Genomic DNA, 26,406 nt, shown 5'->3' with positions numbered 1-26,406 from the left:
TTTTAGTTAGGTAAACGCAATAATTTTTGATCTTCGATATATTGTTTTACTGCAATTAAAGCAGCAATTTTAGCTTCTTGCTCTGTTTGTTCTTTTAAAGCCTCTGGTGAATAATAATTTTTCACAAAATGAGTGTCAAAATTTCCAGATTTAAAGGCTTCATGCTCACAAACATATTTACCAAAAGGCAATGTAGTTTGAACGCCTTCAACATGATAATCTTCAATAGCTTTTACCATCAATTGAATAGCTTCTTCACGTGTTTTACCGTATGTAATTAATTTTGAAAGCATAGGATCATAATAAATAGGAATATCCATGCCTTCTTCAAAACCATTATCAACTCTTATCCCTTCTCCAACAGGAAGCTTATAAACATCTAAATGTCCCACACTAGGAAGAAAGTTATTTAAAGGATCTTCAGCATACACACGCAATTCTAGAGCATGACCATTAATTTTTAAATCGTCTTGCTTCATTTGAAGTGCTTCGCCTCGAGCCACACGAATTTGAAGTTCAACCAAATCGACACCCGAAATTAACTCGGTAACAGGGTGTTCAACCTGTAAACGCGTATTCATTTCTAAGAAGTAGAAATTATGTTTTTCATCCAATAAAAACTCCACAGTTCCTGCTCCCAGATAATCACAAGACTTTGCAACTTTTATAGCAGCTTCTCCCATTTTTTTTCTTAATTCTGGAGTTAATACAGATGAAGGCGCTTCTTCAACTACTTTTTGATGACGGCGTTGTATACTACATTCACGCTCGAAGAAGTGCAATACATGACCATGACTATCTGCCATAACCTGTATTTCTATATGACGAGGAGAGGTTACGTATTTTTCAATAAAGACAGAACCATCCCCAAAAGCTGAAGTAGCTTCACTAATAGCTCGGTTCATTTGAGATTCTAAATCACTTTCTTTCTCAACAACACGCATTCCTTTTCCACCTCCGCCAGCAGAGGCTTTTATTAAAATTGGAAATCCAATTTCTTTTGCAATAACCTTAGCTTTATTAGCATCTGTTATAGCTTCGTCAATGCCTGGAACCATAGGAATATTATATTGTTTTACAGCTTCTTTGGCTGCCAATTTACTTCCCATAATTTTTATGGCTTTAGAACGCGGACCTATAAAAATGATATTATTTTTTTCACATAACTCAGCAAAAGCGGCATTTTCACTTAAAAAACCATATCCAGGATGTATCGCATCTACATGCAATGCTTTAGCAACTTCTATAATTTTATCACCTCTTAAATACGATTGATTTGATGGCGGTTTACCAATACAAACGGCTTCATCAGCAAATTTTACATGCGGTGCATTTCTATCGGCGGTAGAAAAAACAGCAACGGTTTTAATGCCCATTTTTTGAGCGGTTTTCATTACTCTTATGGCAATTTCACCTCGATTTGCAATTAATATTTTTTTCATGAAAATGTGTTTTCCTTTGAAGAAGGAGGTTTTATTCGAATTCAACTAACAACTGATTTTTTTCAACAGCATCACCTTTATTTGCAGAAATAGATTTAATTACACCATCTCTTGGTGAGGTAAGAATGTTTTCCATTTTCATAGCTTCTAAAATTAATAACGAATCATTTTCTTTAACTTCTTGGCCTACTTTTATATTAATTTCTAAAATTAAACCAGGCATTGGTGCTTTAATTGAATTAACATGTTTGGCAGCACCAATTGTAAATCCCATATCTTTTATAAGTAAATCTAAGTTGTTAAATATGTTGATGTTATAAGTATTGTTGTTAACTTTTACTTGATATGATTTACTGTTGAAATTGGTTTTGGTGATTTCAGTTTTATAAGATTTATGGTTTTGAATAATGTGATATTTAGACTCTGAAACTTTTAATGCATCAAGCTTTGAAATATCACTTTCATTAATTTCAAAATCTATACTGTTATTTACTGTGGCTTTAAAAATCTTACTCATTTGCGTGTTAGATTAGTTGTTAGTAAATATAAGAATTTTATAAGGTAGGTTTTATTTTAAAAAAAAATCTAAGTATAAAACCAAATAAAAGTATTGAAAAATAAAGGTGTAATCTATGAGATTAATCATAGATTTAAAAATTGTGACTAAATATTAAAATTAGAATTCGCTTGATGTTTTTTAATGGCTTTTCTTGATAAAATAATGCCAATAAATAAGGACACAAATGCACCAACCCAAATACCAGGTACGAAGTCTATAAACAAGAAAAAGTCGTAAGCGCCATGAAAAATTATGGCTAGTAATAAACCAGCTAAATTTAAAACAATTCTATTGTTTGAAAATTTAGCTTTACCCATATAATAGCCCATCAAAATTCCAAAAGTAGCGTGTGCAGGAACAGCTGTGAAAGCTCTTAATAATGCGGTTTGATAACCACCTTCTAATACATAAAAAATGTTTTCGGTAGCAGCAAAACCCATCGATACCATAACGGCATACACAATCCCATCAAAAGGCTCATTAAATGCTTTATTGGGTTGAGCAAAATAACGTACAATTATGTATTTGCTAAATTCTTCAGTTAAACCAACTACAAAAAAAGCCTTTATGAATTGCTGAAAGATACTTGTATGGTTTGTAAGAGGTAGCACAATATCAAAAACATAATAAAGAACGGTCGTAACGATTATACTAAAAAAAGCACCTAATAAGAAATTATATATAATTAATTGCTTAGGCTCCTTTTCATATTTATCCTTGAAATAAATATATAACATGATTATGAATACTGGAGTAACTGCTGTAAGCAATAATGTCATCTAGCTCAATGTTTTTTGAATCATTTGTAAAATAAATTCGTAATAAGTTTTGTTTGAAGGCACAAAATGGTTATGGTTATTACCAATGTTATCAATCAGTTCATTAAACTTATCAAAAGTCACAAGTTTTAAAGCTTCAACTTCTTCTTCTTGAAGTATTAATTGCGAAATAGGAACTTTTAATTCTGCTATAAATGTATTATGAAACTCATTATCATGAATGTCGTTTTCATAAGATTGGAAACATTCAAAAACACCTATTTTTTTTAAATCCTTTTCAGAAATAGTTAATCCAATTTCTTCGCTAGTTTCCCTGGTTGCCGCTTCTTCTGCTGTTTCTCCTGCATCTATATGTCCAGCAACTGAGACATCCCACATTAACGGACAAATACTTTTTTTTGAAGAACGTTGTGATAGTAAAATTTGACTATCAACAGTATAAAACCAAATATGTGCTGTATGGTGGTAATATCCTTTTTGATGGATAATTGATTTAAGTTCAGACTTCCCAGTTGGTTTGCCTTCTTTAGTTACAATGTCTATGTATTCATCCATTTTTATAAAATAAGGTCATTGCGAAGAAATTATGACTGAAGTGATCTTTTTAATTAAATCTTTACAGTTAAAACTGGCTTATAAGTTAAGCAATAAAAAGATTACTGCGTTGTACCTCCTTCGCAATGACTTTAAATTTTAAATATTACTCAAAATAACTAAACGTTTCGCCGTCTTTAATGTTTAAAAGTGTTTCGTAAATTAGTTTAATTACGTTCTCAACATCATCTTTATGTACCATTTCTACTGTGGTATGCATGTAACGAAGTGGTAGCGAAATTAAAGCCGAGGCAACGCCACCATTACTGTAAGCAAAGGCATCGGTATCTGTCCCAGTAGCTCTTGATAGTGCAGAACGTTGGAACGGAATCTTTTTAGCTTCAGCAGTCTCAGTAATTAAATCACGAAGTTTTTGTTGTACAGCAGGCGCATAAGCGACTACAGGACCAAGTCCAATTTCTAAATGTCCTTCTTTTTTACGCTCAATCATTGGGGTAGTGGTATCATGTGTTACATCGGTAACAATAGCCACATTTGGTTTAATGGTTTGGCTAATCATTTCTGCACCACGTAAACCAATTTCTTCTTGAACGGAATTAGTGATGTAAAGTCCAAAAGGCAACGTTTTTTTATTTTCTTTAAGTAAACGAGCTACTTCTGCAATCATAAAACCACCCATACGGTTATCTAATGCACGACAAACAAATTTGTCTCCGTTTAGTATGTGAAATTCATCTGGGTATGTAATAACACATCCTACATGAATCCCCATTTTTTCTACTTCTTCTTTATCTTTTGCGCCAACATCAATAGTAATGTTATCAGGTTTTGGAGTTTCTTCTTTAGCTTTATCTCTTGTATGTATTGCTGGCCAACCAAAAACACCTTTTATAATACCATTTTTAGTATGGATATTTACAATTTTACTTGGTGCAATTTGGTGGTCACTACCTCCATTTCTAATCACATAAATTAGTCCGTTGTCTGAAATATAATTAACATACCAGGAAATTTCATCAGCATGCCCTTCAATAACAACTTTGTATTTTGCTTTTGGGTTTATAACACCAACTGCAGTTCCGTAAGTGTCTGTAATGAATTCATCAACATATGGTTTTAGGTAATCCATCCATATTTTTTGCCCCGTCCATTCATATCCTGTTGGTGCTGCATTATTTAAATATTTTTCTAAAAAGTCCATAGACTTTTTGTTAAGAATGCTCTTGTTTGCCATTTATAAAAGTTTTGCACTAAATTAATAATATAAATAGAAAAAAATGGTTTACACTGAGTAAATTAGTAATTTTGGCATGTTAAATGCTCCAGTGTTTTATAAATGAACTTTTTAAAATATTTATTCATATTATTTCCCTTTTTACTCACTGCTCAAATAATTGAAATTGAGCAAGATTCCATAGCAGTTGAGTATGTTATTATTGAGGGCGATTCAGTTCCACATACTTCAATTGATTTAGATGAAGTTATGCTTCTACACAAACTTAAGTTTGATAGTAGAGAAGACCGTATTCGTTACCTAATATTAAGGCGAAAAACCATAAAAGTATATCCATATGCTAAACTTGCTGCACAACGATTAGATTCTATGAATGCAAGAATGGCTACTTTAAAAAAGAATCGTGATAAAAAACGTTACACTAAGCGCGTTCAAAAATATATTGAAGGTGAGTTTTCTGCTGAATTAAAAAAGCTAACACGTACAGAAGGACAAATTTTAGTAAAACTAATTCACAGACAAACAGGAACTACAGCTTTTGATTTAATTAAAGAGCTTCGTAGCGGGTGGCGTGCCTTTTGGTATAATACAACAGCAAGTATGTTTGATATTTCATTAAAAAGAGAGTTTGATCCATTTAATGAAAAGGAAGATTATTTAATTGAAGATATTTTACAACGAAATTTCCAAAGTGGTATTTTAGAGCGTCAAGAATCTGCTATAAAATTCGATTTTTACGATTTAGCTAACAAATGGTTAAATAACGAAGAACCTAAAAAAGATTAATGCGCATTCAAACTCCTTTTGAAGAAAAGTTAAATGCCCTATCGCATGCTATTGGTGCTTTGTTTGGTATTATAGCTTTGGTACTTCTCATAACACATAACACAGATAAAACAGATTGGAGCCTGTTTAGTGTTATTGTATATGGTATTACTATAATTATACTGTTTAGTGCCTCAACATTTTATCATGCTGTAAAAGGTGAAAAGCGAAAGCATTATTTTAGAATTGTAGATCATATTAGTATCTATTTTTTAATTGCAGGTACTTATACACCAGTATGTTTAATTTCATTAGATCAAAGTTTAGGTTGGACATTATTTTGGTCCGTTTGGGGTATTGCTGCTTTTGGTGTGGTTTTAAAACTTTTTTTTACAGGACGGTTCGAAATTTTTTCTACTTTATTGTATTTAGTAATGGGTTGGCTAATAATTTTTGATTTTTCAAATTTATCTAACTCTATAGGTGATAACGGAATTTTATTCTTATTTGCAGGTGGTTTATCATATACGGTTGGTATTATATTTTATGCCATAGAAAAGATTCCTTATAACCACGTAATTTGGCATTTATTTGTTCTTGCAGGAGCCATTTTTCATTTCTTTATGATTTTCTTCTATGTAGTTTAAAAATAAAATCTTCAATAAACTGCTGTTTTTCAGTAGTATAATATTGTTTTTTTTGAATTTAAAAAGCTAACTTCGTTTATTGTTCAATTTAAATTACAGAAGAATAGATATAACGGCTGTTTTATATTTAACGTCTTACATAAAAATCTAGCATCATGAAAACCAAAATTTTAGGATTAGCAATTGTAGCGGTTTTATTTTCTTGTAAAAAAGAAACTAAAATTGTTAAAAAGGAAATCAAACAATACTCAATTGAACAATTTATGGATAATGAAGCTGTTGGTGGAGGAAGTTTTTCTTCAGACAATAGTAATCTATTAGTATCAAGCAATAGATCGGATATTTACAATGCATATACTATTCCTGTAAAAGGAGGTGAAATGACGGCTATAACAACTTCTGATAGTACGTCTGTTTTTGCAGAATCGTATTTTCCAAATGACAATAGAATCTTATTGAGTGCAGATGGAAATGGAGATGAAATTGATCATTTATTTGTAAGAGAATTAGATAGCACAATTAAAGACATCACTCCAGAAAAGGGAGCAAAATCTAGTTTCTATGGCTGGTCAAAAGATGATAATTATCTGTATTATGGTTCTAATAAAAGAGATGCTCGCTTCTTTGATGTTTATAAATTATCTATTTCAGACTATTCATCACAAATGATTTATCAAAATAATGATGGTTTAAATTTTAGTGGAATGTCTGATGACGAAAACTATTTTGCCCTATCAAAATCTCTTAATACTAATGATAGCGATTTATTTCTTTATGATGTAAAAACTAAAGAAATGACTAAAGTTAACGACAATAGAAGTGCTAATTCTGCTCAGGATTTTTCTAAAGATAATAATACATTGTATTATACAACAGATGATGGAGGAGAATTTTCATATTTAATGGCTTATGATTTAAGTACAAAAGAAAAGAAAAAGGTTATTGAAAAATCGTGGGATATTATGGGAAGTGGTTTTACTTCCAACGGAAAATATATGGTGGTTTATGTAAATGAAGATGGAAAAAATGCTATTGAAGTTTTAGAAGCAAAAACAATGAAACCAATAGATTTACCAGATTTTGGAGATAAAAGTATTACAAGTGTAAGTTTTAGCGATGATGAAAAATGGATGCGTATGTATGTTGGAGGTTCTAATTCACCATCAGATTTGTATACTTACAATATAGAAACTAAAGAACAATATAAGCTCACAGATGTATTAAATAGTGCTATTGATGTTGAAGATTTAGTGACAGCGAAAGTAATACGATTTAAATCATTTGATAGTACTGAGATCCCTGCAATTTACTACCTGCCTCATCAGGCTTCTATTGATAATAAGGTACCTGCAATGGTTTGGGTTCATGGTGGTCCTGGAGGACAAACACGCCAAGGCTTTAGCTCCTTAATTCAATATATGGTTAATCATGGTTATGCGGTTTTAGCAGTTAATAATCGTGGTAGCAGTGGCTACGGAAAAACTTTTTACAAGATGGACGATAAAAACCATGGAGAAAAAGATTTACAAGATTGTGTAGAAGGTAAAAATTGGTTAGCAGAACAACCTGAAATTGATGGTGATAAAATAGGAATAATTGGTGGGTCTTATGGAGGTTACATGACCATGGCAGCGTTAACATATACTCCAGAAGAGTTTGATGTTGGTGTAAATTTATTTGGTGTAACCAATTGGATGCGTACATTAAAGAGTATTCCACCTTATTGGGAATCGTTTAGAGAGTCACTTTATCTTGAATTAGGAGATCCTTTCTCTGCAGATTCTGTTCGTTTAAAAAGAATTTCGCCTTTATTTCATACAGATAAGGTTACAAAACCATTAATCGTTTTGCAAGGTTCTAAAGATCCTCGTGTATTACAAGTTGAATCTGATGAAATTGTAGCAGGTGTAAGAAAAAATGGAGTACCTGTAGAGTATGTGCTTTTTGAAGATGAAGGTCATGGTTTCGTAAAAAAGGAAAACCAAATAGAAGCTTACAGTAGAATATTGAAGTTTTTAGATGAGTATCTTAAAAATGAGGATACACCTGTAGATGGTGAAATGTCATCCACTGAAATTGAAGCCGAATAAGCTAATAAATTAGAAAGCCCTATTTTTTGTTTTAATTAAAAGTTTAACTTAGGGCGCTATATGACAGAAATAATTCCAGCGCAAACAGGTTCCGATTATTTGCTAATAGAAACTTTGGCAGACACGATTTGGAGAGAGCATTATCCTTCAATAATTAGTATTAAGCAAATTAATTATATGCTTAAAAAGTTTAATTCTGCATCTGCCATAGAAAATCAAATAAAGGAAGGATTCTTATTTTTTTATATCATTTATGATAATATTCCTGTGGGTTATTTATCAATAAAGATTGAAACAGATTATTTGTTTTTAAGCAAATTCTATGTTTTAAAAGATTTTAGAGGTAAAGGCATTGGACGCTATGCTTTTAATTTTATTTGTGAGCTGGCAGTAAAATTTGATTTATCATCTATTTCATTAAATGTTAATAAGTATAATATCGATTCTATTCGTGCTTATGAAAAGCTAGGTTTTCAAAAAGTAAGAGCAATGGTTACAGATATAGGAAAGGGTTTTATTATGGACGATTATGAAATGGAAAAAACGTTTTGAAGATTTTGGTCATCCTAAATTTGTTTAAGGAGTCACTTCAAGCATAGTTCATTAATTTTATAAGATTCTGAAACTAGTTCAGAATACGTTTAGCCTTCAATAACCTCTTTATACTCTTCAAAAAAGGCTTCAAACAAGCTCATTTTTTCATTAAAGAATTCCATAACATCGCGCCATGTGTTTTTATTATGAATAGATACTTTTTGTTCTAAAGGCACATAAACTCTAGAGATTTCCTTTTCGTTGTCTAAAAAATATTCTTCATTAAAAATGGCATCAGGCAGAAACTCATCTAAAAGAATCGATTTTAAAGCGAGTAGTTTTTCCCAGTATTTAATACGGTTTTCAAGGTCGTCTTCAAGATCTAGAGTTACTAAAGCCGTTTTGTTGTCAAAATGAAATTTAAAACTTAAGCCTTTTAGTTTGGTGTCGTATAAAGTCCATTTTCTAGGAAAGGACTTCCCAAAACTTGTCCAAAATTCTTGTCTTAATATGCGCGATTCTTCTTTACTAAACATTTTTTGTCCATTCTGCGCTTCGACGCAGAATCCATTTTAATTAAACCAATCTAATGATAGATCGTTCCATTCATTATTATCTTTTTCAATGATATCAATTTTCTATTGCCTATTCCAGTTTTTCAACTGCTTTTCTCTTTTAATAGCATCATTAACATATTGAAATTGTTCAAAGTAAATTAATTTGTCTAAACCATATTTTTCGGTAAAACCTTCAACTAATTTGTGTTTATGCTCAAACATTTTTCTTTCTAAATCATTTGTCATTCCAATATATAATGTTCCATTCTTTTTATTTGAAAGGATATAAACATAAAAATTATATTGATGATAATTCTTTTTTTATGGATTCCGCATCAAGTGCGGAATGACAAATCATATCATATAAGCAATTCCAACGCCTAAAATAATAGCGATGAATTTGGATAAATTAAATTTATGTCCTTCACCACTTTCAAATAAAATAGTAGTAGAAATATGAAAAAAGATACCAATTACAATAGCATTAATAATATGAATATAATCTGCAACAACGCCCCAAGAGTTTGAAATAAAAGTACCCAAAGGCGTCATACAAGCAAAAACAACTAAAAAGGCAGCAATTTTTAATTTGCTAAAACTAGATTGAAATAAAAACATACTAATTAAAATAGCAATGGGTATTTTATGTACCAAAACCCCATAAACCATGTCGTTGTGGTCATGTATTGGGAAACCCTCTAAAAAGCTATGAATGCATAAACTAATAAACAACAACCAAGGGAAATCGGTTTCATCTTTATGAATATGTACATGCCCATGTTCGGCACCTTTAGAAAATAACTCTAAAACAATTTGTAGCATAATACCGCACATAATAAACAGCCCAGTAAGTTTGGTGTCTAAATGCTCGTAAACCTCAGGTAATAATTCAAAAAGGGTTAAGGCTAACAAAAAAGCACCACTAAAAGAGAGTAGGAGTTTGGTGTTCCAGGATCTTTGTTTTTTTGTGAAAAAGGCCAAAACAAACCCTAAAACAACGGCTAATACAGGAAAAAGAAACTTATTCATTCAAAAAAATAATATTCAATTTTTAATTCTTAAAATCAATTCTCGATACATACCCGATAGATGGGAAGCACTAGAACAGACACTTTGTTAAAACTATTTCCGCAAGAGTGATAATAATTAAAAGCCAATTATTGGCTATTTAAAAATCATGACTAAACGTTCCGATGTTTTCGGGTTAAACTTATTCAGTTTATAATCACCAAAAACATCCAGTAAATATACATCAGCTTGCTCAAAAAGCGCTTCAAAATCATTTAAAGTAAAGGCACGTACACGTTCTTGAAAGTTATAATCCTCACCATCAGCAGTAAAAGTAATATCTTTTATAATATATCCATTCTCAACATAGCGCTTTAAATGGAAATCAATATCATCAACCGTTTTAACCTCTTCGGGAACTAAATTAGCAATAACAAACTCACTATTCATAAAATCAATCACAGCAAAACCTGTTTCGTTTAAATCGGTTTTAATCGCTTTAATCGTGTTTAAGTTATCTATTTCATGCTCAAAATACCCAAAACTAGTAAACAAATTAAAAACTGCATCAAACTGTTTATGGAACGGCTTACACATGTCATGAACTTTAAAATGCAAACGGTGGTTTTCAAACTGTTTAGCAAATTCAATACTGTTTTCACTTAAATCTGCACCCGTAACATCATAACCAATTTTATTTAAATAACGGGCATGTCGGCCTTTTCCGCAAGCCAAATCTAAAATAGTACCACCTTCTGGAATATTTAAATATTGAGTAAGCGTGTCCATAAAAGTCTGCGCTTCATTGGCATTTCTATCCTTATATAAAGTATGGTAAAATGGCGTATCAAACCACGAGGTAAACCATTTTGTAGTATGTTTTGTCATATATATTTTTGGTGGTTTCCTTGTGTTGTTAAGTCAACACAAGGTCAGGCTTTTCGCTGTATCTTTTGAAAAAAAGCAAAAGGATGCCGCTACAATCCTTAACCTAAATGTTAATAAACTTTAAGGTTTGCCACAAAATTACGTTATTTTTGCAAGGTATTTTACAAGAACAATGGAAGAAAATTTTAATATGGTTGCCAAAACCCTTTTTGGCTTTGAAGAATTATTAGCAAACGAACTTACACAACTAGGTGCAAAAGATGTAAAAGCAGGTGTGCGTAACGTTGCTTTTTCGGGCGATAAAGGCTTTATGTACAAATGTAATTTAGCATTGCGTACCGCAGTTAAAATTTTAAAACCCATCCATTCCTTTACTGTAAGTAGCGAAAAGGATTTATACGATAAAATTTACGCGATGGATTGGTCACAGTTTTTAAAACCTACTGGCACATTAGCGGTAGATGCGACTATACACTCCGATTTGTTTTCGCATTCGCTTTACATCGCACAAAAAACAAAAGATGCTATTGTAGATAAGTTTAGAGATACCGACGGACAGCGCCCTAACGTAGATTTAAAATTCCCAGATTTAAAAATAAATGTACATATAGATAGACACCAATGCACCATATCATTAGACTCATCTGGCGATTCCTTGCATAAACGTGGGTATAAAACTGCTACCAATATTGCACCTATAAACGAGGTATTAGCTGCCGGTTTAATTATGCTTTCTGGTTGGGATGGACAAACCGATTTTATGGACCCAATGTGTGGTTCTGGTACCATGCTTATTGAAGCAGCTATGATAGCTTGTAACATACCACCAAACTTAATGCGTAAAGAATTTGCTTTTGAGCGTTGGCAAGATTGGGATGTAGAGTTATTTGAGAAAATTGAAGAATCATTATTAGGTAAAACACGAGATTTTCATCATAAAATTATAGGTTATGATAAAGCACCAAGTGCGGTAACTAAAGCTAAAGAAAACGTAAAAAACGCCCAATTAGATGATTTTATTGAGATAAAACATGAAGACTTCTTTAAAACTCAAAAAGGAGGCGAGGAGAAGTTACACATGGTATTTAATCCGCCATATGGAGAGCGTTTAAATATTGATATGGAAGAGTTTTATGCTAATATTGGTGATACTTTAAAACAAAGTTATCCAGGTACCGATGCTTGGTTTATTACCTCTAACCTTGATGCACTTAAGCATGTGGGATTACGACCTTCTAGAAAAATACAGTTATTTAATGCAAAGCTAGAATCGCGTTTGGTTAAATATGTAATGTATGAAGGGAGTAAAAAAGGGAAGTATATGAAATAACAAATTCCTGCAAAAGCAGTATTTTTATTAATATTTAGTTAGCATTTTGTTATATGTAAATTTAAAAACATGAAAACTGAAATTAATACTATTTGGATTGACTTAAATGAAGAGTTATATAAGTTCATTTTAGGAAAAATAAAGGATGAACAAACATCGAAAGATATTCATCAAGAAGTTTTCCTAAAAATTCAAACTAAAATTCATCAACTAAAGCACACTTCAAAACTTACTTCTTGGGTTTATGAAATTACAAGGAATACAATTTTCGACTATTTCAGAAAAGTAAACACCAAAAATATTCCAATATATAATATAGATATTCCTGAAAAGGAAACTGATAATTTTGATTACTCAAAACTTACTAATTGTATTAATGAAAAAATAGAAAATTTATCTGCAGAACATAAAGAAGCCATTATTTTAACTTCATTTAAAAATTATTCTCAAAAGGAATTAGCAAAGCATTTAAAATTATCATATTCTGGAACAAAATCTAGAGTTCAAAAAGCTAGAGAGATTTTAAAGGAAAACATCCTAAACTGCCCTAATGTTGAATCTGATAATACTGGGAAGTTATTAGATTTCGAAAAATAATCAAATTTTACTACGTCTTTTTGCTAATAGTACCGTCCATTATATATAACTCATAAAAATAATTAAAATGGACTATTCAAAAATTATAACAGTACAAATTCTTAATGCCTTTGTTGATGGCGATAATGGTGGAAATCCTGCAGGTGTAGTTTTAAATGCTGATGATTTATCAGATAAAAATAAGCTAGAGATTGCTAAAAAAGTAGGTTTATCAGAAACTGCTTTTGTTTCAAAATCTAAAACTGAAGACTATAAATTAGATTTCTTTACTCCAAATAAGCAAATAGCACATTGCGGACACGCAACTGTAGCTACATTTTCATATTTAAAACAAATTGGTGATTTAAAAAAAGATTACTCATCTAAAGAAACCATAGAAGGAAAACGAAATATAAAGTTATCGGGAGATTTAGCTTTTATGGAACAATTAGCGCCAACATATATAGATGTGAGTCACAAGGGAAATATAATTCTAAAATCTTTAGGGTTAAAAAAAACCGACCTTTTTTTAAATGCTCCTATTACATTAGTAAATACAGGAAATTCATTTATTCTTGTTCCTGTTAAAAACACAAATATTTTAAAGAACATAATTCCTGATTTTAAATTAATAACAGAAATAAGTGAGGAATTTGATTTAATTGGATATTATGTGTTTACAACAGAGACAGAAAAGAACAATAGAGATGCAACTTCAAGAATGTTTGGTCCTCGTTATGGTATCTTAGAAGAGTCAGGAACAGGAATGGCAGCTGGACCTCTTGCTTGCTATTTATTTGATATTTTAAAAATTAAGAAAAAAAGTTTTCATATTCAACAAGGTGATTATATGAAGGATCCATCACCAAGTTTAATTGTTGTTGATTTATTAATTGAAAACGAGGAAATAAAAAGTTTAATGGCTGGTGGTAAAGGGCTACTTAAAACAAAATTAGAAATTGAAATAACCAATTAAAAGCCAACACATATTGTTAGCTATTAAATATTATTTTGACCAACCATCTATTATTTTCAAAAAATAAGGATCAACTTCAGTGGCAAGTTTCTTTTTTAAATCTTCGTCGTTCAATTTATCTTTCCAGGATTCATTGTACTTGATAATAAAATTGTTAAGCGGTTTTAAAATAGCATTACCAAGTTTGTCAATTATAATTTGTGCCGCATGAGTAAATTTCATTTGATAGAAACCGTAGTTTGATGCATCCATTTCATAGTAATGTGCATCAAAATCTTGGAGGCTTGTGTATTGTAAATATGGAGGAGGATTGTTAATACTAAAATCTACCAAACTGGTAATATATTTTAACTCTTTAGGATGTTTAGTCTTATAAAAAGCATATAATCCCATGTTAGCATGAATTTCCTCTAACCATCTACTTATGGAGTAGCCTTCTTGGTTTTCTGGATCTTGAAAATTATGAGTAAGCTCATGAATGGAGAGTTTATCAAAAAAAAGACTCATATCAAAAACCTCTAAATTATTGGTATATGTTTTTACTAAATTAGTAGTCATATCTTCAGGGAAACTATTAATCATTTCTTCATAACCAGAAGCTAAATCGTTTTTTTCTGCTCCAACAATAAGGTTTCCTTTGTAATATCCGGGCATTCCAGAAATTGGGGAATATGCATTTTTCTCCCAGTCTTTTGAGGCAATTACTAATAAGTAAAAATCCTTTTTTGGTCCCATAATTTTTGATAGAAACAAATATGCTTCATCAATTAAAGTGCTCTGTTTCTTAGCATGGTTTATTTGCCCGTCACTATACAATGTTTTAAAAGGATGTGTGGTTTCGAGCTCAATCAAGTCTGCATGCTTGGTTTGGTCAACCTTAATTTGCTTTTCTTGAGAATGAGAAGAAAATAAGATTAGGCTTATAAATATAAAATAGATGTGTTTCATATTAATTTAAAATTAATGGGTAAATCTCATTCCTTAAAAGGGCATATGCATCATTTTTAAGATCCCATTTATTATAATTTCCAGCTGTAGTGACTACAATAATATCATTTTTCAAGTCCCAATAAATATTTTGCCCGCCATTACCAATGGCAGCAATCATTTTAAAATTGTTATTTAAAATTGAATCTGGCCACATCCAGAATTGATAACCATAAGCATCATTTCCATCTGCTACACGACTAGGAAATTCAATTTTTTCAGAAAATGATTCTGTTATCCATTCAGAAGGTATAATTTGTTTGCCATTCCATTTCCCATTATTTCTATAAAGCAATCCGAATTTTAATAAATCACGGGATGTTAATCGCAAACCTGAAGCTGCAGCATAGGTGTCTGAACCTTTCCAAGCAGAAAATTTAGTCCATTCAAAAGTGGATATACCTAACGGATTGAATAGATGTTTCTCAACAAATTTATATAAAGGTGTTTTTGACGACCTCACAATAATATCTGCTAAAATTTGAGTGGCACCACCATTGTAATTAAATTTTATTCCAGGTTTTGTTTCTAATGGTTGGCTTAATACATATTTTATGGGATCCTCGCTAGAGGACATTTGTGTTTCGTTGTTTTTGGGATTATCGTAAGGCACATCTTCATTCCAAATCAAACCTGTGGACATGGTTAGGAAATTCTGGATGGTCCAATTTTCTTTATCTTCAGAGAAAATACTATCCATTTCGGGGAAAAAATCTGAAATCTTTTGATTTACATTTTTAATATATCCTTTTTCGATAGCGATTCCAATACAAGCCGACACGATACTTTTCGTAATACTACGAATATCATGCAGGGTTGAATCTGAAAATTGAACAGTTCCAATATGGCGTCCCCAAATTTGGTCTTGACCATTAAAGTAGTGTTCATAAAATAATTCGCCATTTTTAGCAATAAGAATGCTATGAATATTAGGGTATACTTGTTCTTCTATTTTAGTGGTTATATTGTTGAGAAGGAGAGAATCTATCCCAAGTTTTGAAGCCGATGTTGTTGGGATTTTAGATTCTGTGGCTTCTAAATTTTTTTTAATTGATTTAGATTGATTATGTCCTTTACAACTAAATAAAAAGAATATTATTAAGGTTATCCAAATTGAATTTTTCATAATATTTGGAATGATTTTAGATGAAACATAACAAACTAATTTACGCTTTTTATATCATTAAAAAAATACGTATTTGTACGTAATTAGCTTAATGTTAGTTTTTTAGAGGTTTTTTGAAGAGGTGTTAACTTAGTGTTTTTGTTAAATAATTAGTATATTATCAGGTTTTATCCGATAATTATCAGAACTCCTCACAATGGTGTTTAATTAGAAATAAGAATTCAATTTTTGTTCTAAAGAATCTATGGTTCTTATTCTAATATCTTTATAAAATACTTCTGCTGCTTCGCTTTGTATTTGTATTTTACCCTTAGTTAAAGGCACGAATTCTCCATTATCATTTAGGTATCTTGAGTTTTTTAATATCATAACCACTTTTCCATTTACCATATGTAAGCTTTTATTTTCAAAACAATATAAATCTAAAGTATTCCATTCATCATGTAGATTTTCATAATCATTACTTCGTAAACAATAGTTTTCATAAGGGCTTCCTTCACCAAGCGGGATATAATCTTGTGTTTCGTTTGCCATAGGGTTAATTTTGTATTCTGGTGTGTAAGCTCGTATATCTATGGCAGACGTTGCTTGACTCCAATAATCGCCGGTATGACCTTCCATAATTTGAAATTCTTGCGATAACATCCACGATCTCCAGTATTCTGCACCCATTGGGCCAATGGAATGATATAGAATTCCAGAATCTTTAAGTAAGTCCTTTCTAGGATCCCATTTTTTGTTTCCCCATTTATATTTTAATTGTAAATGGTAATTCTCATATTCTTTTTTTGATATTAATGCGCCATAGTATTCTCCAGTTACTTTAATATTCAATTCTTCTCCATCTTTAATAACATTAAAAACATGATAAGTTGAATCATTTAAGCCTACAGGAGCAATTAAATCGTCGTTTTCATTTTTAGGAGCAGTGCCATCATAACCCAATTGGTGTTTAAAACTTAAGTAAGTATCCCAATTAGTAAGATTATTATCAATTAGGTTTTCCCAATTATACTCTATAACAGTATTTTTGCTTTCTATCTCTTTTTTACATGAATTTATAAGGCAAACTAATAAAATAAGAGTAAGAATTAATGTGATTTTGGTAGTTTTCATTTGTAGTGGAATCTTTATGTTGTGAAAATAAGATTATTTCCTTTTAATATAAAATATGTAGTGGTATGTAAATTATATAACATTATTATGTACATTATTAATGTATTAAGATAACTGAGTTAATCTTAAAATAAATCATAAGAAAAAAAAAGACTTATAGTATTCATTTTAGTAAAGAAAGGGTAGTTATCCGCACTTTCACTTGTTTTATATTCACCTTCAAATTTTATTGGTAAATAATATTTTAATGTGGCACTCAATTTATTTATTTTATATCCTGTACTAAAAGCAAAAGATGCTTTATTAGATTTAAAAAAGTTATACGTATTGTTTGCTTGGAAAAATTCAGATTTTAAAGTTTCTGATGTTTTAAAAATAAATACAACACCACCATCAAGAAATATATATTGATCCTCTGTTGTATTAAAATAGTACCGAAGTCCCGGATTTAATTCAATTCCAGAATATTTAATGTCAAAATTAACAGATCTAATAGATTCATTAGTTTTATAAGCTCGATTAATAATTGAAATAAATGGACTAATATAATTTGTTTCATTACTAGGTATAAAACCTTCTATTTCAAACCCAAATTTTGGAAAAAATTTGTTTTCAAACTCAAGGGTATTCGAGTTAAATAAATAATTGTTATCTACAAGAATATTACTGTGATTTACACCCAATAAGGCTTTAAATTTAATGATAAATTTTTCTTTTTTAAAAGAAATAGAGTTGTTATCACCATTGCATTGATTATTTTTTAAAAAATATTTTATTAAACTATTTATTCTATACTGAACTTTTGGTAAGGTATTATTACAACTAACATTATTTTTGAGCTGAGATAAATAGGTTATATTATGTTTAATTTTAGTTGGGCTACTTAAGTATTTTTTATAAATAAGTTGTTCTACTTTTTGTTGTGGTGTTTCATAAAAGAATATAGGTTTTTCACCACCTGAATAAATATAAAGTTTTGCTTTTCCATTGACAATTTGTTTTAGAAAAACAGTTTTAGTATTTGAAGTGATTTTAGGCGTATTATCAAGTTTATTTAAGTTGTTTGAAGAGTTATCTATTTTTACGATTTTTTTTAAATACTTTGCACCACTATTTAGTGAAATAGAATTAATGTCAATACTTTTTATAGTTTGTACAATAGTATCTAATTGTGTTTTGTAATCTATTTGTTCTGGGAAAATTTGCCAATTATAAACACCTATAAAAGCATTTATAATTTCACCGTTTTCTTTTTCTATTTGGCCTTTTTCAAAATTATTTTGAGCATTTATATTAATAAATAATAATATAAATAGAAGTTTTAAGTATTTCATTGTTGATTTTTTGGTTGGTAAGCTAAGTTATATTTTTTTGCAAGAAAAAAAGTAAGTAGTTGCACAAATTAGTATAGTTACTTATTCATGAAAATATAAGGATATTACTCAAATAATTTTAAATTAATAGATTCACCCATCATAATATAACCTGCTTCATTTGGATGCAAATAATCTCCTGAATGTATAACAGGTAATAGTGTAGAAGGTTCTTCTGGATTTCGCATAGTCATATCAAAATCTATAACTGCATCAAATTTACCGCTATTGCGAATCCAATCGTTTACGGTATTTCGAGCAACTTCACGGTAGTCTTTGTAATAAAAGGACTTTGTAATAGGCAAAATGGTAGCGCCATAAACTTTAATATTTTTAGCATGCGCTTCATTTATCATTTTATCGTAGGCAGCAATTAAACCTTTTGCTACTTGATTTGCAGAATCGCTATCGCGAGTACCACCAAGGTCGTTTACACCTTCTAAAATAATTAACCATCTCACACCATGTTGTTTTAAAACATCTCGTTCAAACCTATTTAAAGCCGTAGGGCCTAAACCGCCATTTAGTACACAATTACCGCCAATTCCCATATTAAGTACGCTAATGTTTTTAGTGCTTGTATTTTTGAGCAAACGCTCTGATAGAATATCTGGCCAACGGTTTTGTTTATTGGTGCCAGAACCACGACCATCTGTAATTGAATTGCCAATTATAGCAACCGCAGAAGTTGATTTAGTAGACAAAACATCAATACCATTAATAACATACCAATGGTCTGTTTTTACAGCATCTTTAAAATCGTTGGATGCTGTTTGATTTCCTGTAAGTATGTAGGATGTTGTACGAGAACCAGGGTGACCAGTAACATCTGTAGAAGTTTCGCCAAAATAAATAGTGATGGCTAAATCCATTCTTGGTTTTAAATTGAAAGAAAAAACATCAGTAGTAATAGCTTCACCTGCATTTATTGTTACTTCTGGATTATTATTGAAAGTTAATTTATTAATTGTAGAGGCATCAATTGTACTACTTCCTGTTGAAGTAGCAACCTGTATGTTTTTTATTGTTATAGGACTTTTACTAAATTCATTTGATAATAGTAACCGTAAATTATCGCCACCAATAGAAACACGAACAACTTGTCTTATTGTGTTATTAGTTAAACCTGGTTTTGGCGGATTGTTATGTGGTTCTACAAGTTGTGGCGCTGTACTCCAAGTGCCAACCCATATTTTAGATTCTGCAAGATTTTGACTTTTAATAGATTTGGTATTTCCGCAGCCAAAAAGAATAAAAACAAAAAATAATATAGATAATAGACGGTAAAAATAATTTGGTTTATAAGGCATCTTAAAAGTGTTAGTTGCTTATAAAGGTAATAATTTTAATAGAGAGTTTCTTTGAGGGTTTCTAATCTTCCTCTGGAAAAGTGATGTGTTGGTAAGCTCCTAAATCTGGTGAAGTGGTTCTGTTTGTATTTAAGATATCATTAGGGACTTGGGTTGCAAAAGTTGATAATCCTTTGTTGATAGCCGCAGAATCATCTCCAATAATTAATTTATTTAATTCTGTATCTAGAAAATTTGGTTCTTCATTAAAAGTATTACCTTCATAATGATTGGTATCCTCTAAATCGTAATTAGGCCCAGTAAAGTTATTATTGTTGTCACGAAAACGGATTAAGCAATTGGTGAATTTAAAATTGAAAACGATGGCATCATCTTCAATTTCATCTAAAATAATTTCTGGATTATCATTCCCATAAATAATGCAGTTATTAAAATTAGCTTCGGCTAAATCTGTAATAGTCGCTACATTATCTTCATCTAAAATAAAGTTATTTAGTAAAACCGAAGGAAATTGTCTAAACCCATTATTCCAGTAATTTACAATAGTAGAATGTGTGAAATTGTATTTTCCACCTAAAGTTCCCGCAAAAGACGATTGCCCTGCATTATTAATAACCACATTTTCGCCAGCAATAGAGGTATTTCTGCCTAAAACACCAAAAGCACTAGAATTGTAAATTTGGGTGTTTGTTATGGTTAGTTTATTTGTCGCTTCATTTGGGTTACCATCGCTTAAAAGCGCAATTGTTGCATTTTTTATGGTCGCATAGTTAATGGTGTTATTTATGCTTCCATCTAAAAACCAAATGGTGTCCCATTGTCCTGGTACATCTGCGAAATTTGGTTCTAAACGATCACCTTCAAAAATCACTTCGTTTTCAAGCAAATCTTGGTCGGTGCTAAATTCACCATTCACATTTAACGAAGCACCATTAGAAACTATAATTCCAGAATTGTCATGAAAATGTAATCGTGCACCAGCATTAATAGTTAAAGTTTCGTTTGGAGGTACAGCTGCAAAACCATAAATAACATACGGTTTTGTATTAGTAAATGTAAGTTCTTCGGGAAGTAATTCGCGACCTTGTAAATTCGTTTCAACCAATTCGCCTCCTATATTAAGCGTTAAGGTTTCAATAACTTTTGTGGTATTCTCTCTATCTGGATAAATAAAAATAGCATCTTGAACCAGAGTTACTAATTCTACTTTTTGTTGATTTGTACCAGCATCAAATTCAATTTGATCGGTGTATAAATATGTGCCATTCGGGTTTGTGAAATTATTAATATCTATGGTTGATTCTATAAAAATATATAAACTATCTTTTGATAGTATTTCTATATTTTCAAAGCTTTTACCTGCCATACCATCAACATTTAATCTGTAATTAGAGGTTTCTCCTTGGGCTAACTTTACTGATGGAATTGAAATATCATCATCACTATTATTATATACTTTTAAATTATAAGTACTAGAGCCAATGTTTGTGAAAACAGTATCTAAATAAACGGTGTCTTTCGAAAATTGAAGACTTCCAGTACTTGGTGAAAATTCAAAATCTTTGCGGCAAGAACTCCAAAGTATTAAAAATCCTAATGTAAGGGTAAAGTATAAGTAGCGTTTCATTAAAGGCATGCGTTTATAATGGCTAAAAATATAACTTTTGAAGCTATGATTTAGTATGTAATAGTCTAAAATTTAAAAATTGAATCTTTATATTTGGTACTTAATAACTAACTAAACTAAATATTAGCATGATTGGATTAATTTCTTTTGTTGGCTTTACAGCATTAGTAGCCATAATTTCTTATTTCGCAACACGCTCGACAGATGAAAAATCATCAGACGGGTATTTTCTAGGAGGTAGGAGTTTAACAGCAGGCGTTATTGCAGGGTCTTTATTACTTACCAATTTATCTACAGAACAAATTGTAGGCTTAAATGGTAGTGCTTACACAGATGGCTTATCTGTTATGGCTTGGGAAACTCTGGCAGCAATTGCCATGGTAGTGACAGCCATATTTTTATTACCAAGATATTTAAAAGGAGGTTTAACAACCGTGCCACAATTCTTGTCAAAACGTTTTGACGTTGCTACAAAGACAATTACATCTGGTTTGTTTTTAACAGGCTATGTGGTTGTTTTATTACCTGTAATTTTATACTCAGGCTCTGTTGCTATTAGCGGGATGTTTAATGTTCCAGAAATGCTTAATGTATCAGATACTAAAGCCTTATGGTTGTGTATTTGGGGAATAGGTATTATTGGGTCAATTTATGCCGTTTTTGGCGGATTAAAAGCTGTAGCAGTTTCAGATAGTATAAATGCTGTTGGGCTTATAATTGGAGGTTTATTGATACCTGTTTTTGGTCTTATGGCTATAGGTGATGGGAGTGTAAGCGCTGGTATAGATATATTAATGGCAGCTAATCCAGATAAGTTTCATTCTATGGGGAAACCTGGGCAAGAAGTACCATTTAGTACTATTTTTACTGGAATGATGCTTGTTCAGCTATTTTATTGGGGAACAAACCAACAAATAATTCAAAGAGCTTTAGGAGCTAAAAATTTAGCTGAAGGACAAAAAGGACTTTTATTAGCATCTTTCTTAAAGATTTTAGGGCCATTAATTTTAGTATTACCAGGGATAATAGCTTACCATTATTTTAAAGGTGGATTAGATACTAGTGATCTTGCTTACCCAGAATTAGTGCGTGCTGTATTACCTAAATATTTAGTTGGCTTTTTTGCTGCAGTATTATTTGGTGCCATCTTAAGTTCTTTTAATAGTGTTTTAAATAGTTCTGTAACTCTTTTTGGTATTGATATTTATAAACAACATATTAATAAAGATGCAGACGAAATAACCGTAGTAAAATATGGTAAAATATTTGGGATTGTATTAGCTGTTTCAGCTATGTTTATTGCTCCGCTTATTGCTAATGCTGGAAGTTTGTTTGCTTATCTACAAGAAATTAATGGTATTTATAGTATTCCTATTTTTACAATTATTATTGTTGGGTATACTACAAAAAGAGTTCCTGCTATAGCTGCAAAAATTGGAGTTATTTCTGGTTCATTACTTTATATTTTAAGTCAATTTGTTTTAAAACCTCATTTTGTTGAAAGTGCTCTTGAAAAAGCTACGGCTTCAGGAGTAACGGATGAAGCTGCATTAAATTTAGTGGAAGCTAGTGCTTATCCACACTTTTTACATGTTATGGCTATATTATTTGTTCTAAATATTATAATCATGTTAATCATAGGAAAAATAAAACCAAGAGAGGAAGCATACGAGTTAGAATATACGCAACAAGTTGATATTGTGCCTTGGAAGTATACAAAAACAGTTGGAGCTATAATTGTTTTAATTGTAGTCTCTATTTATATTTACTTTGCGTAAACTATAAAATATATAAAAAGAAAAAAGGGCATCTAAATTATTTAGATGCCCTTTTTTTAGCTGATTAGATTAAACAATCATTTTATTTTATCATTTATAAACCTTTATGTAGTCTATAATAAATTCTTGAGGAAATATAGAATTATCAACTTCTGGTCCTCCAAAATTTCCTCCAATAGCCATATTTAAAATAACGTAAAATGGCTGGTTAAATGGCCAAATGTTTTCATCATCTAATTCTTGAGGAGAAAAAGTATAAAGCAATTTATCGTCTATAAAAAACTCTATTTTGTTTTCTGTCCAATTTGCAGCATAAACATGAAAACCATCTTCTATAGAATCTATTTGAGTTTTTTTGGTGTTTATAGTATCACCATTACTATCTTGTGTGTGTAATGATGTAAAAACCATATTAGGTTCTTTCCCTATATATTCTAAAATGTCTACTTCTCCACATTTTGGCCAACCTACTTGGTCTATATTTGAACCTAACATCCAAAATGCTGGCCACAAGCCTTTACCAATAGGTAATTTTGCTCTCGCTTCTATTTTACCATATTTAAATTCAAATTTATTGTGGGTTGTAATTCTTGTAGATGAATACACTGAGTCTTTTAAACGAGCAGTAATGGTAAGAAAGCCATCTTTAACTTCATGATTATTTTTAGTGTATAATTGAAGTTCATTATTACCCCAACCACAAAGGTTGGGACAGCCATTACCTAGTTCGAAATTCCAAGTTTCTTCATTTAATGAATTACCATCAAAATTTTCTTCCCATACGAGAGTTTGTCCTTCATTTTTACATGAAAAAACAAGAGTTCCTAATATTAATATTGAGATAATTTTCTTCATTATAATTCAAATTTTTGCTCAAGTACGGCATTAGAACTTCCTCCAACAAACACCATAAAATCTCCTGGTTCAACAACAAAATCACCTTCATTGTTATAAAAACCTAGTTCATTTTCTGTTAAAGTAAACTTGATGTTTTTAGTTTCGTTTGGTTCTAGCTCTACTAATTCAAAACCTTTTAACTCTTTTACGGGTCTTGTAATACTTGCAAATAAGTCTCTTATGTATAGTTGAGCGATTTCTTTTCCTTTGTACTTTCCAGTGTTTTTTAAGTCTACAGAAACTTCAATCTTATTCGTTGAAATTTTATTAACTTTTAAATTAGTATAAGAAAATTTGGTATAACTAAGTCCGTAGCCAAAAGGATATAAAGGGGTATTGCTTTCATCAGTATAATGCGACCAGAATACACTATTTGGTTCATTTGCTGATGGTCTTCCTGTGCTTTTGTAATTATAGTAAATTGGCAATTGTCCAATGCTTCTTGGGAAGGTCATTGGTAATTTACCGCTAGGGTTATAATCTCCATATAAAACTTGTGCTATGGCATTACCACTTTGCGTTCCTAACTGCCATGCTTCAACAATAGCTGGAATATGAGCATCTGCCCAAGTAATAGTTAAAGGTCTACCATTATTTAAAACTAAAACAATGTTTTTATTAACAGCATAAATAGCTTCTAAGAGTTCTTGCTGAACACCAGGTAATCCAATTTCTGCTCTAGTTCTTGCTTCACCACTTTGAAAACCATGTTCTCCTAAAACCATGACCACAACATCTGCACTTTTTGCAGTATTTATTGCTTGTTGAAATTCACTTTTATCAGTTGTATTTATTTTTAATTCAAATAAAAATGAAGTTTCTCCTGTAACTAAATCTGCACCTTTTGCATAATTTAATTGATTATTAGGATACTGCTGCATGCCTTCTAAGACTGATATCGCTGAATTATCTTCTGCTCCAATTCTCCAATTACCTAATGGGCTTGTTTTATCATTTGCTAAAGCTCCAATTAATGCAATTTTTTGACCACTTTTTTTAAGAGGTAAAATGTCTTTATCATTTTTTAAAAGCACAATTGATTTTTTTGCAACATCTAAAACAGCATCATTAATTTCTTTACTTCCGGTAATTTGTTTTTCGCGTTCTTCGTCACAATATTTATAAGGATCATCAAAAAGGCCCAATTCATATTTTACTTTTAATATGCGTTTCGCAGCATCATCAATATAAGCTTCAGATACCTTTCCTTCTTTAACCAAATTGGCTAATTCTGAAACATAAGCATAAGATTCCATATCCATATCTGAACCCGCATTAGCTGATAATTCTGCAACATGCTTTTTATCTTTTGCATAACCATGATTTATCATTTCTGACATAGAACCCCAATCTGATACTACAAACCCTTTAAAACCCCATTTATCTTTTAAGATATCTCGCTGTAAATATTTATTTCCTGTTGCAGGAACTCCATTTAATTCGTTAAACGAATTCATAAATGTTTTCACATCGGCATCAATAGTTGCTTGAAAGGGTGGGAAAATAATATTATATAAAGTTGAAGTCCCAATATCAACTGTATTATAATCCTTTCCAGATTCGGCAAAACCATAGCCAGCCCAATGTTTTGCACAAGCAGCGATTGTGTTGGGTTTTGATAAATCGTCTCCTTGAAAGCCTTTAACTCTAGCATAGGCAATTTTACTACCTAGATAGGAGTCTTCTCCAGCACCTTCCATGACACGACCCCAACGAGCATCTCTGGATATATCTACCATTGGTGCAAAAGTCCAATTAATACCTGCTGCAGAAGATTCTAATGCAGCAATTTCAGCAGATTTTTTTATGACTTCCAAATCCCAACTAGCAGCTTCTGCTAGTGGAATTGGACTTAAGGTTTTATAGCCATGAATAACATCAAAACCTATAATTAATGGGATGCCTAATCTGGTTTCTTCTACGGCAATTTTTTGAACCGCTCGTACTTCAGCAACACCTCTAACATTAAGCATAGAGCCAACATACCCTTTTCTTAAATGCTCATACTTTTTTGCTGCATCTCCAGTAGATGGTGTTGGTCCTGTAACATTCCAAAAACCATTATACTGGTTCATTTGACCAACCTTTTCTTCTAAAGTCATTTTAGAAAGTAATTGCTCAACTTTTGCGTCTATACTTAATTCACTTTCATTAGTATCAATAAGAGCCAAATCATTTTTATGATTCTTGTCACAGCTCAAAAAAATAACAGCCATAGCAAAAATGAAAACATACAATTTATTTTTCTTCAT

Annotated in this window: 25 protein-coding genes; 8 read left to right on the top strand and 17 right to left on the bottom strand. The window is 31.0% G+C overall.

The window, feature by feature from the left end:
* Positions 1-2 precede the first annotated feature (2 nt).
* From accC to BT151_RS08545, 5 genes are all read right to left on the bottom strand, one after another.
* A complete protein-coding gene (gene accC / locus BT151_RS08565; RefSeq protein ID WP_072401384.1) occupies positions 3-1,442 on the bottom strand; it encodes an acetyl-CoA carboxylase biotin carboxylase subunit in 1,440 nt (479 codons plus the stop codon).
* A gap of 31 nt (positions 1,443-1,473) precedes the next feature.
* Positions 1,474-1,959: an acyl-CoA carboxylase biotin carboxyl carrier protein subunit gene (locus BT151_RS08560; RefSeq protein WP_072401383.1), complete on the bottom strand. Its 486-nt coding sequence runs from the start codon at positions 1,957-1,959 to the stop codon at positions 1,474-1,476.
* Between the two features lie 146 nt (positions 1,960-2,105).
* On the bottom strand, positions 2,106-2,780 hold the full coding sequence (locus BT151_RS08555; RefSeq protein ID WP_072401382.1) for a PrsW family intramembrane metalloprotease: 675 nt from the start codon (positions 2,778-2,780) through the stop codon (positions 2,106-2,108).
* Complete coding sequence (locus BT151_RS08550; RefSeq protein ID WP_072401381.1) at positions 2,781-3,335, bottom strand: NUDIX hydrolase; 555 nt, start codon at positions 3,333-3,335, stop codon at positions 2,781-2,783. It abuts the gene before it with no gap.
* A 145-nt stretch (positions 3,336-3,480) separates the two neighbouring features.
* Entirely contained in the window at positions 3,481-4,569 is a 1,089-nt protein-coding gene (locus BT151_RS08545) for a M42 family metallopeptidase (protein ID WP_072401380.1), read from the bottom strand.
* Between the two features lie 102 nt (positions 4,570-4,671).
* Between BT151_RS08545 and BT151_RS08540 the strand changes: the two genes are divergently transcribed.
* From BT151_RS08540 to BT151_RS08525, 4 genes are all read left to right on the top strand, one after another.
* Complete coding sequence (locus BT151_RS08540; RefSeq protein ID WP_072401379.1) at positions 4,672-5,355, top strand: DUF4294 domain-containing protein; 684 nt, start codon at positions 4,672-4,674, stop codon at positions 5,353-5,355.
* Entirely contained in the window at positions 5,355-5,981 is a 627-nt protein-coding gene (trhA, locus tag BT151_RS08535; RefSeq protein WP_072401378.1) for a PAQR family membrane homeostasis protein TrhA, read from the top strand. Before BT151_RS08540 ends, trhA begins: the two co-directional genes overlap by 1 nt.
* A gap of 155 nt (positions 5,982-6,136) precedes the next feature.
* On the top strand, positions 6,137-8,071 hold the full coding sequence (locus BT151_RS08530; protein WP_072401377.1) for a S9 family peptidase: 1,935 nt from the start codon (positions 6,137-6,139) through the stop codon (positions 8,069-8,071).
* Between the two features lie 60 nt (positions 8,072-8,131).
* Positions 8,132-8,623 (top strand): GNAT family N-acetyltransferase, encoded by a 492-nt coding sequence (locus BT151_RS08525; RefSeq protein WP_072401376.1) that lies wholly within the window; start codon positions 8,132-8,134, stop codon positions 8,621-8,623.
* A gap of 89 nt (positions 8,624-8,712) precedes the next feature.
* Here the strand turns inward: BT151_RS08525 and BT151_RS08520 are convergent, their stop codons facing one another.
* From BT151_RS08520 to BT151_RS08505, 4 genes are all read right to left on the bottom strand, one after another.
* On the bottom strand, positions 8,713-9,141 hold the full coding sequence (locus BT151_RS08520; protein WP_072401375.1) for a DUF4268 domain-containing protein: 429 nt from the start codon (positions 9,139-9,141) through the stop codon (positions 8,713-8,715).
* Positions 9,142-9,243: 102 nt separating this feature from the next.
* Positions 9,244-9,447 (bottom strand): GIY-YIG nuclease family protein, encoded by a 204-nt coding sequence (locus BT151_RS08515; RefSeq protein WP_084647907.1) that lies wholly within the window; start codon positions 9,445-9,447, stop codon positions 9,244-9,246.
* Positions 9,448-9,516: 69 nt separating this feature from the next.
* A complete protein-coding gene (locus tag BT151_RS08510; protein WP_072401374.1) occupies positions 9,517-10,191 on the bottom strand; it encodes a ZIP family metal transporter in 675 nt (224 codons plus the stop codon).
* 135 nt (positions 10,192-10,326) lie between these two features.
* Positions 10,327-11,058 carry a class I SAM-dependent methyltransferase gene (locus tag BT151_RS08505; RefSeq protein ID WP_072401373.1) on the bottom strand — a complete coding sequence of 244 codons (732 nt, stop codon included), beginning with the start codon at positions 11,056-11,058 and terminating at the stop codon, positions 10,327-10,329.
* A gap of 172 nt (positions 11,059-11,230) precedes the next feature.
* Between BT151_RS08505 and BT151_RS08500 the strand changes: the two genes are divergently transcribed.
* The 3 genes from BT151_RS08500 (at position 11,231) to BT151_RS08490 (ending at position 13,940) form a co-directional block, all read left to right on the top strand.
* The gene (locus tag BT151_RS08500) at positions 11,231-12,388 is read left to right on the top strand and encodes a THUMP domain-containing class I SAM-dependent RNA methyltransferase (RefSeq protein ID WP_072401372.1); all 1,158 of its coding nucleotides are present in this window, start codon (positions 11,231-11,233) and stop codon (positions 12,386-12,388) included.
* Positions 12,389-12,457: 69 nt separating this feature from the next.
* Positions 12,458-12,985 (top strand): sigma-70 family RNA polymerase sigma factor, encoded by a 528-nt coding sequence (locus BT151_RS08495; protein ID WP_072401371.1) that lies wholly within the window; start codon positions 12,458-12,460, stop codon positions 12,983-12,985.
* A gap of 67 nt (positions 12,986-13,052) precedes the next feature.
* Positions 13,053-13,940: a PhzF family phenazine biosynthesis protein gene (locus BT151_RS08490; RefSeq protein ID WP_072401370.1), complete on the top strand. Its 888-nt coding sequence runs from the start codon at positions 13,053-13,055 to the stop codon at positions 13,938-13,940.
* 30 nt (positions 13,941-13,970) lie between these two features.
* Here BT151_RS08490 and BT151_RS08485 read toward each other — a convergent pair whose 3' ends face one another.
* The 6 genes from BT151_RS08485 to BT151_RS08460 all read right to left on the bottom strand — a co-directional run bounded on the left by BT151_RS08485 (position 13,971) and on the right by BT151_RS08460 (position 21,479).
* Positions 13,971-14,888, bottom strand: a complete 918-nt coding sequence (locus BT151_RS08485; RefSeq protein ID WP_072401369.1) for a hypothetical protein — start codon at positions 14,886-14,888, stop codon at positions 13,971-13,973.
* A gap of 1 nt (position 14,889) precedes the next feature.
* Positions 14,890-16,053 carry a serine hydrolase domain-containing protein gene (locus tag BT151_RS08480; RefSeq protein ID WP_072401368.1) on the bottom strand — a complete coding sequence of 388 codons (1,164 nt, stop codon included), beginning with the start codon at positions 16,051-16,053 and terminating at the stop codon, positions 14,890-14,892.
* Positions 16,054-16,260: 207 nt separating this feature from the next.
* Positions 16,261-17,169, bottom strand: coding sequence for a 3-keto-disaccharide hydrolase (locus BT151_RS08475; RefSeq protein ID WP_072401367.1), 909 nt, complete (start codon positions 17,167-17,169; stop codon positions 16,261-16,263).
* 125 nt (positions 17,170-17,294) lie between these two features.
* Positions 17,295-18,503 (bottom strand): hypothetical protein, encoded by a 1,209-nt coding sequence (locus BT151_RS08470; RefSeq protein ID WP_072401366.1) that lies wholly within the window; start codon positions 18,501-18,503, stop codon positions 17,295-17,297.
* A 104-nt stretch (positions 18,504-18,607) separates the two neighbouring features.
* Positions 18,608-19,852, bottom strand: coding sequence for an SGNH/GDSL hydrolase family protein (locus tag BT151_RS08465; RefSeq protein ID WP_072401365.1), 1,245 nt, complete (start codon positions 19,850-19,852; stop codon positions 18,608-18,610).
* Between the two features lie 61 nt (positions 19,853-19,913).
* Positions 19,914-21,479 carry a hypothetical protein gene (locus BT151_RS08460; RefSeq protein WP_072401364.1) on the bottom strand — a complete coding sequence of 522 codons (1,566 nt, stop codon included), beginning with the start codon at positions 21,477-21,479 and terminating at the stop codon, positions 19,914-19,916.
* A gap of 128 nt (positions 21,480-21,607) precedes the next feature.
* Between BT151_RS08460 and BT151_RS08455 the strand changes: the two genes are divergently transcribed.
* Positions 21,608-23,257 (top strand): solute:sodium symporter family transporter, encoded by a 1,650-nt coding sequence (locus BT151_RS08455; RefSeq protein WP_072401363.1) that lies wholly within the window; start codon positions 21,608-21,610, stop codon positions 23,255-23,257.
* Positions 23,258-23,347: 90 nt separating this feature from the next.
* On the opposite strand, the gene BT151_RS08450 is transcribed toward BT151_RS08455, so the two are convergent.
* Together BT151_RS08450 and bglX are read right to left on the bottom strand one after the other, a co-directional pair.
* Positions 23,348-24,112: a glycoside hydrolase family 16 protein gene (locus BT151_RS08450; RefSeq protein WP_072401362.1), complete on the bottom strand. Its 765-nt coding sequence runs from the start codon at positions 24,110-24,112 to the stop codon at positions 23,348-23,350.
* Positions 24,112-26,406: a beta-glucosidase BglX gene (gene bglX / locus BT151_RS08445; RefSeq protein WP_072401361.1), complete on the bottom strand. Its 2,295-nt coding sequence runs from the start codon at positions 26,404-26,406 to the stop codon at positions 24,112-24,114. The genes BT151_RS08450 and bglX overlap by 1 nt, the downstream gene beginning before the upstream one ends.

This window comes from Flaviramulus basaltis, from assembly GCF_900114265.1.
GTDB lineage: Bacteria > Bacteroidota > Bacteroidia > Flavobacteriales > Flavobacteriaceae > Flaviramulus > Flaviramulus basaltis.
Note: the sequence above shows the minus strand (reverse complement) of the source record. Positions and strands in the feature narration are given on the sequence as shown.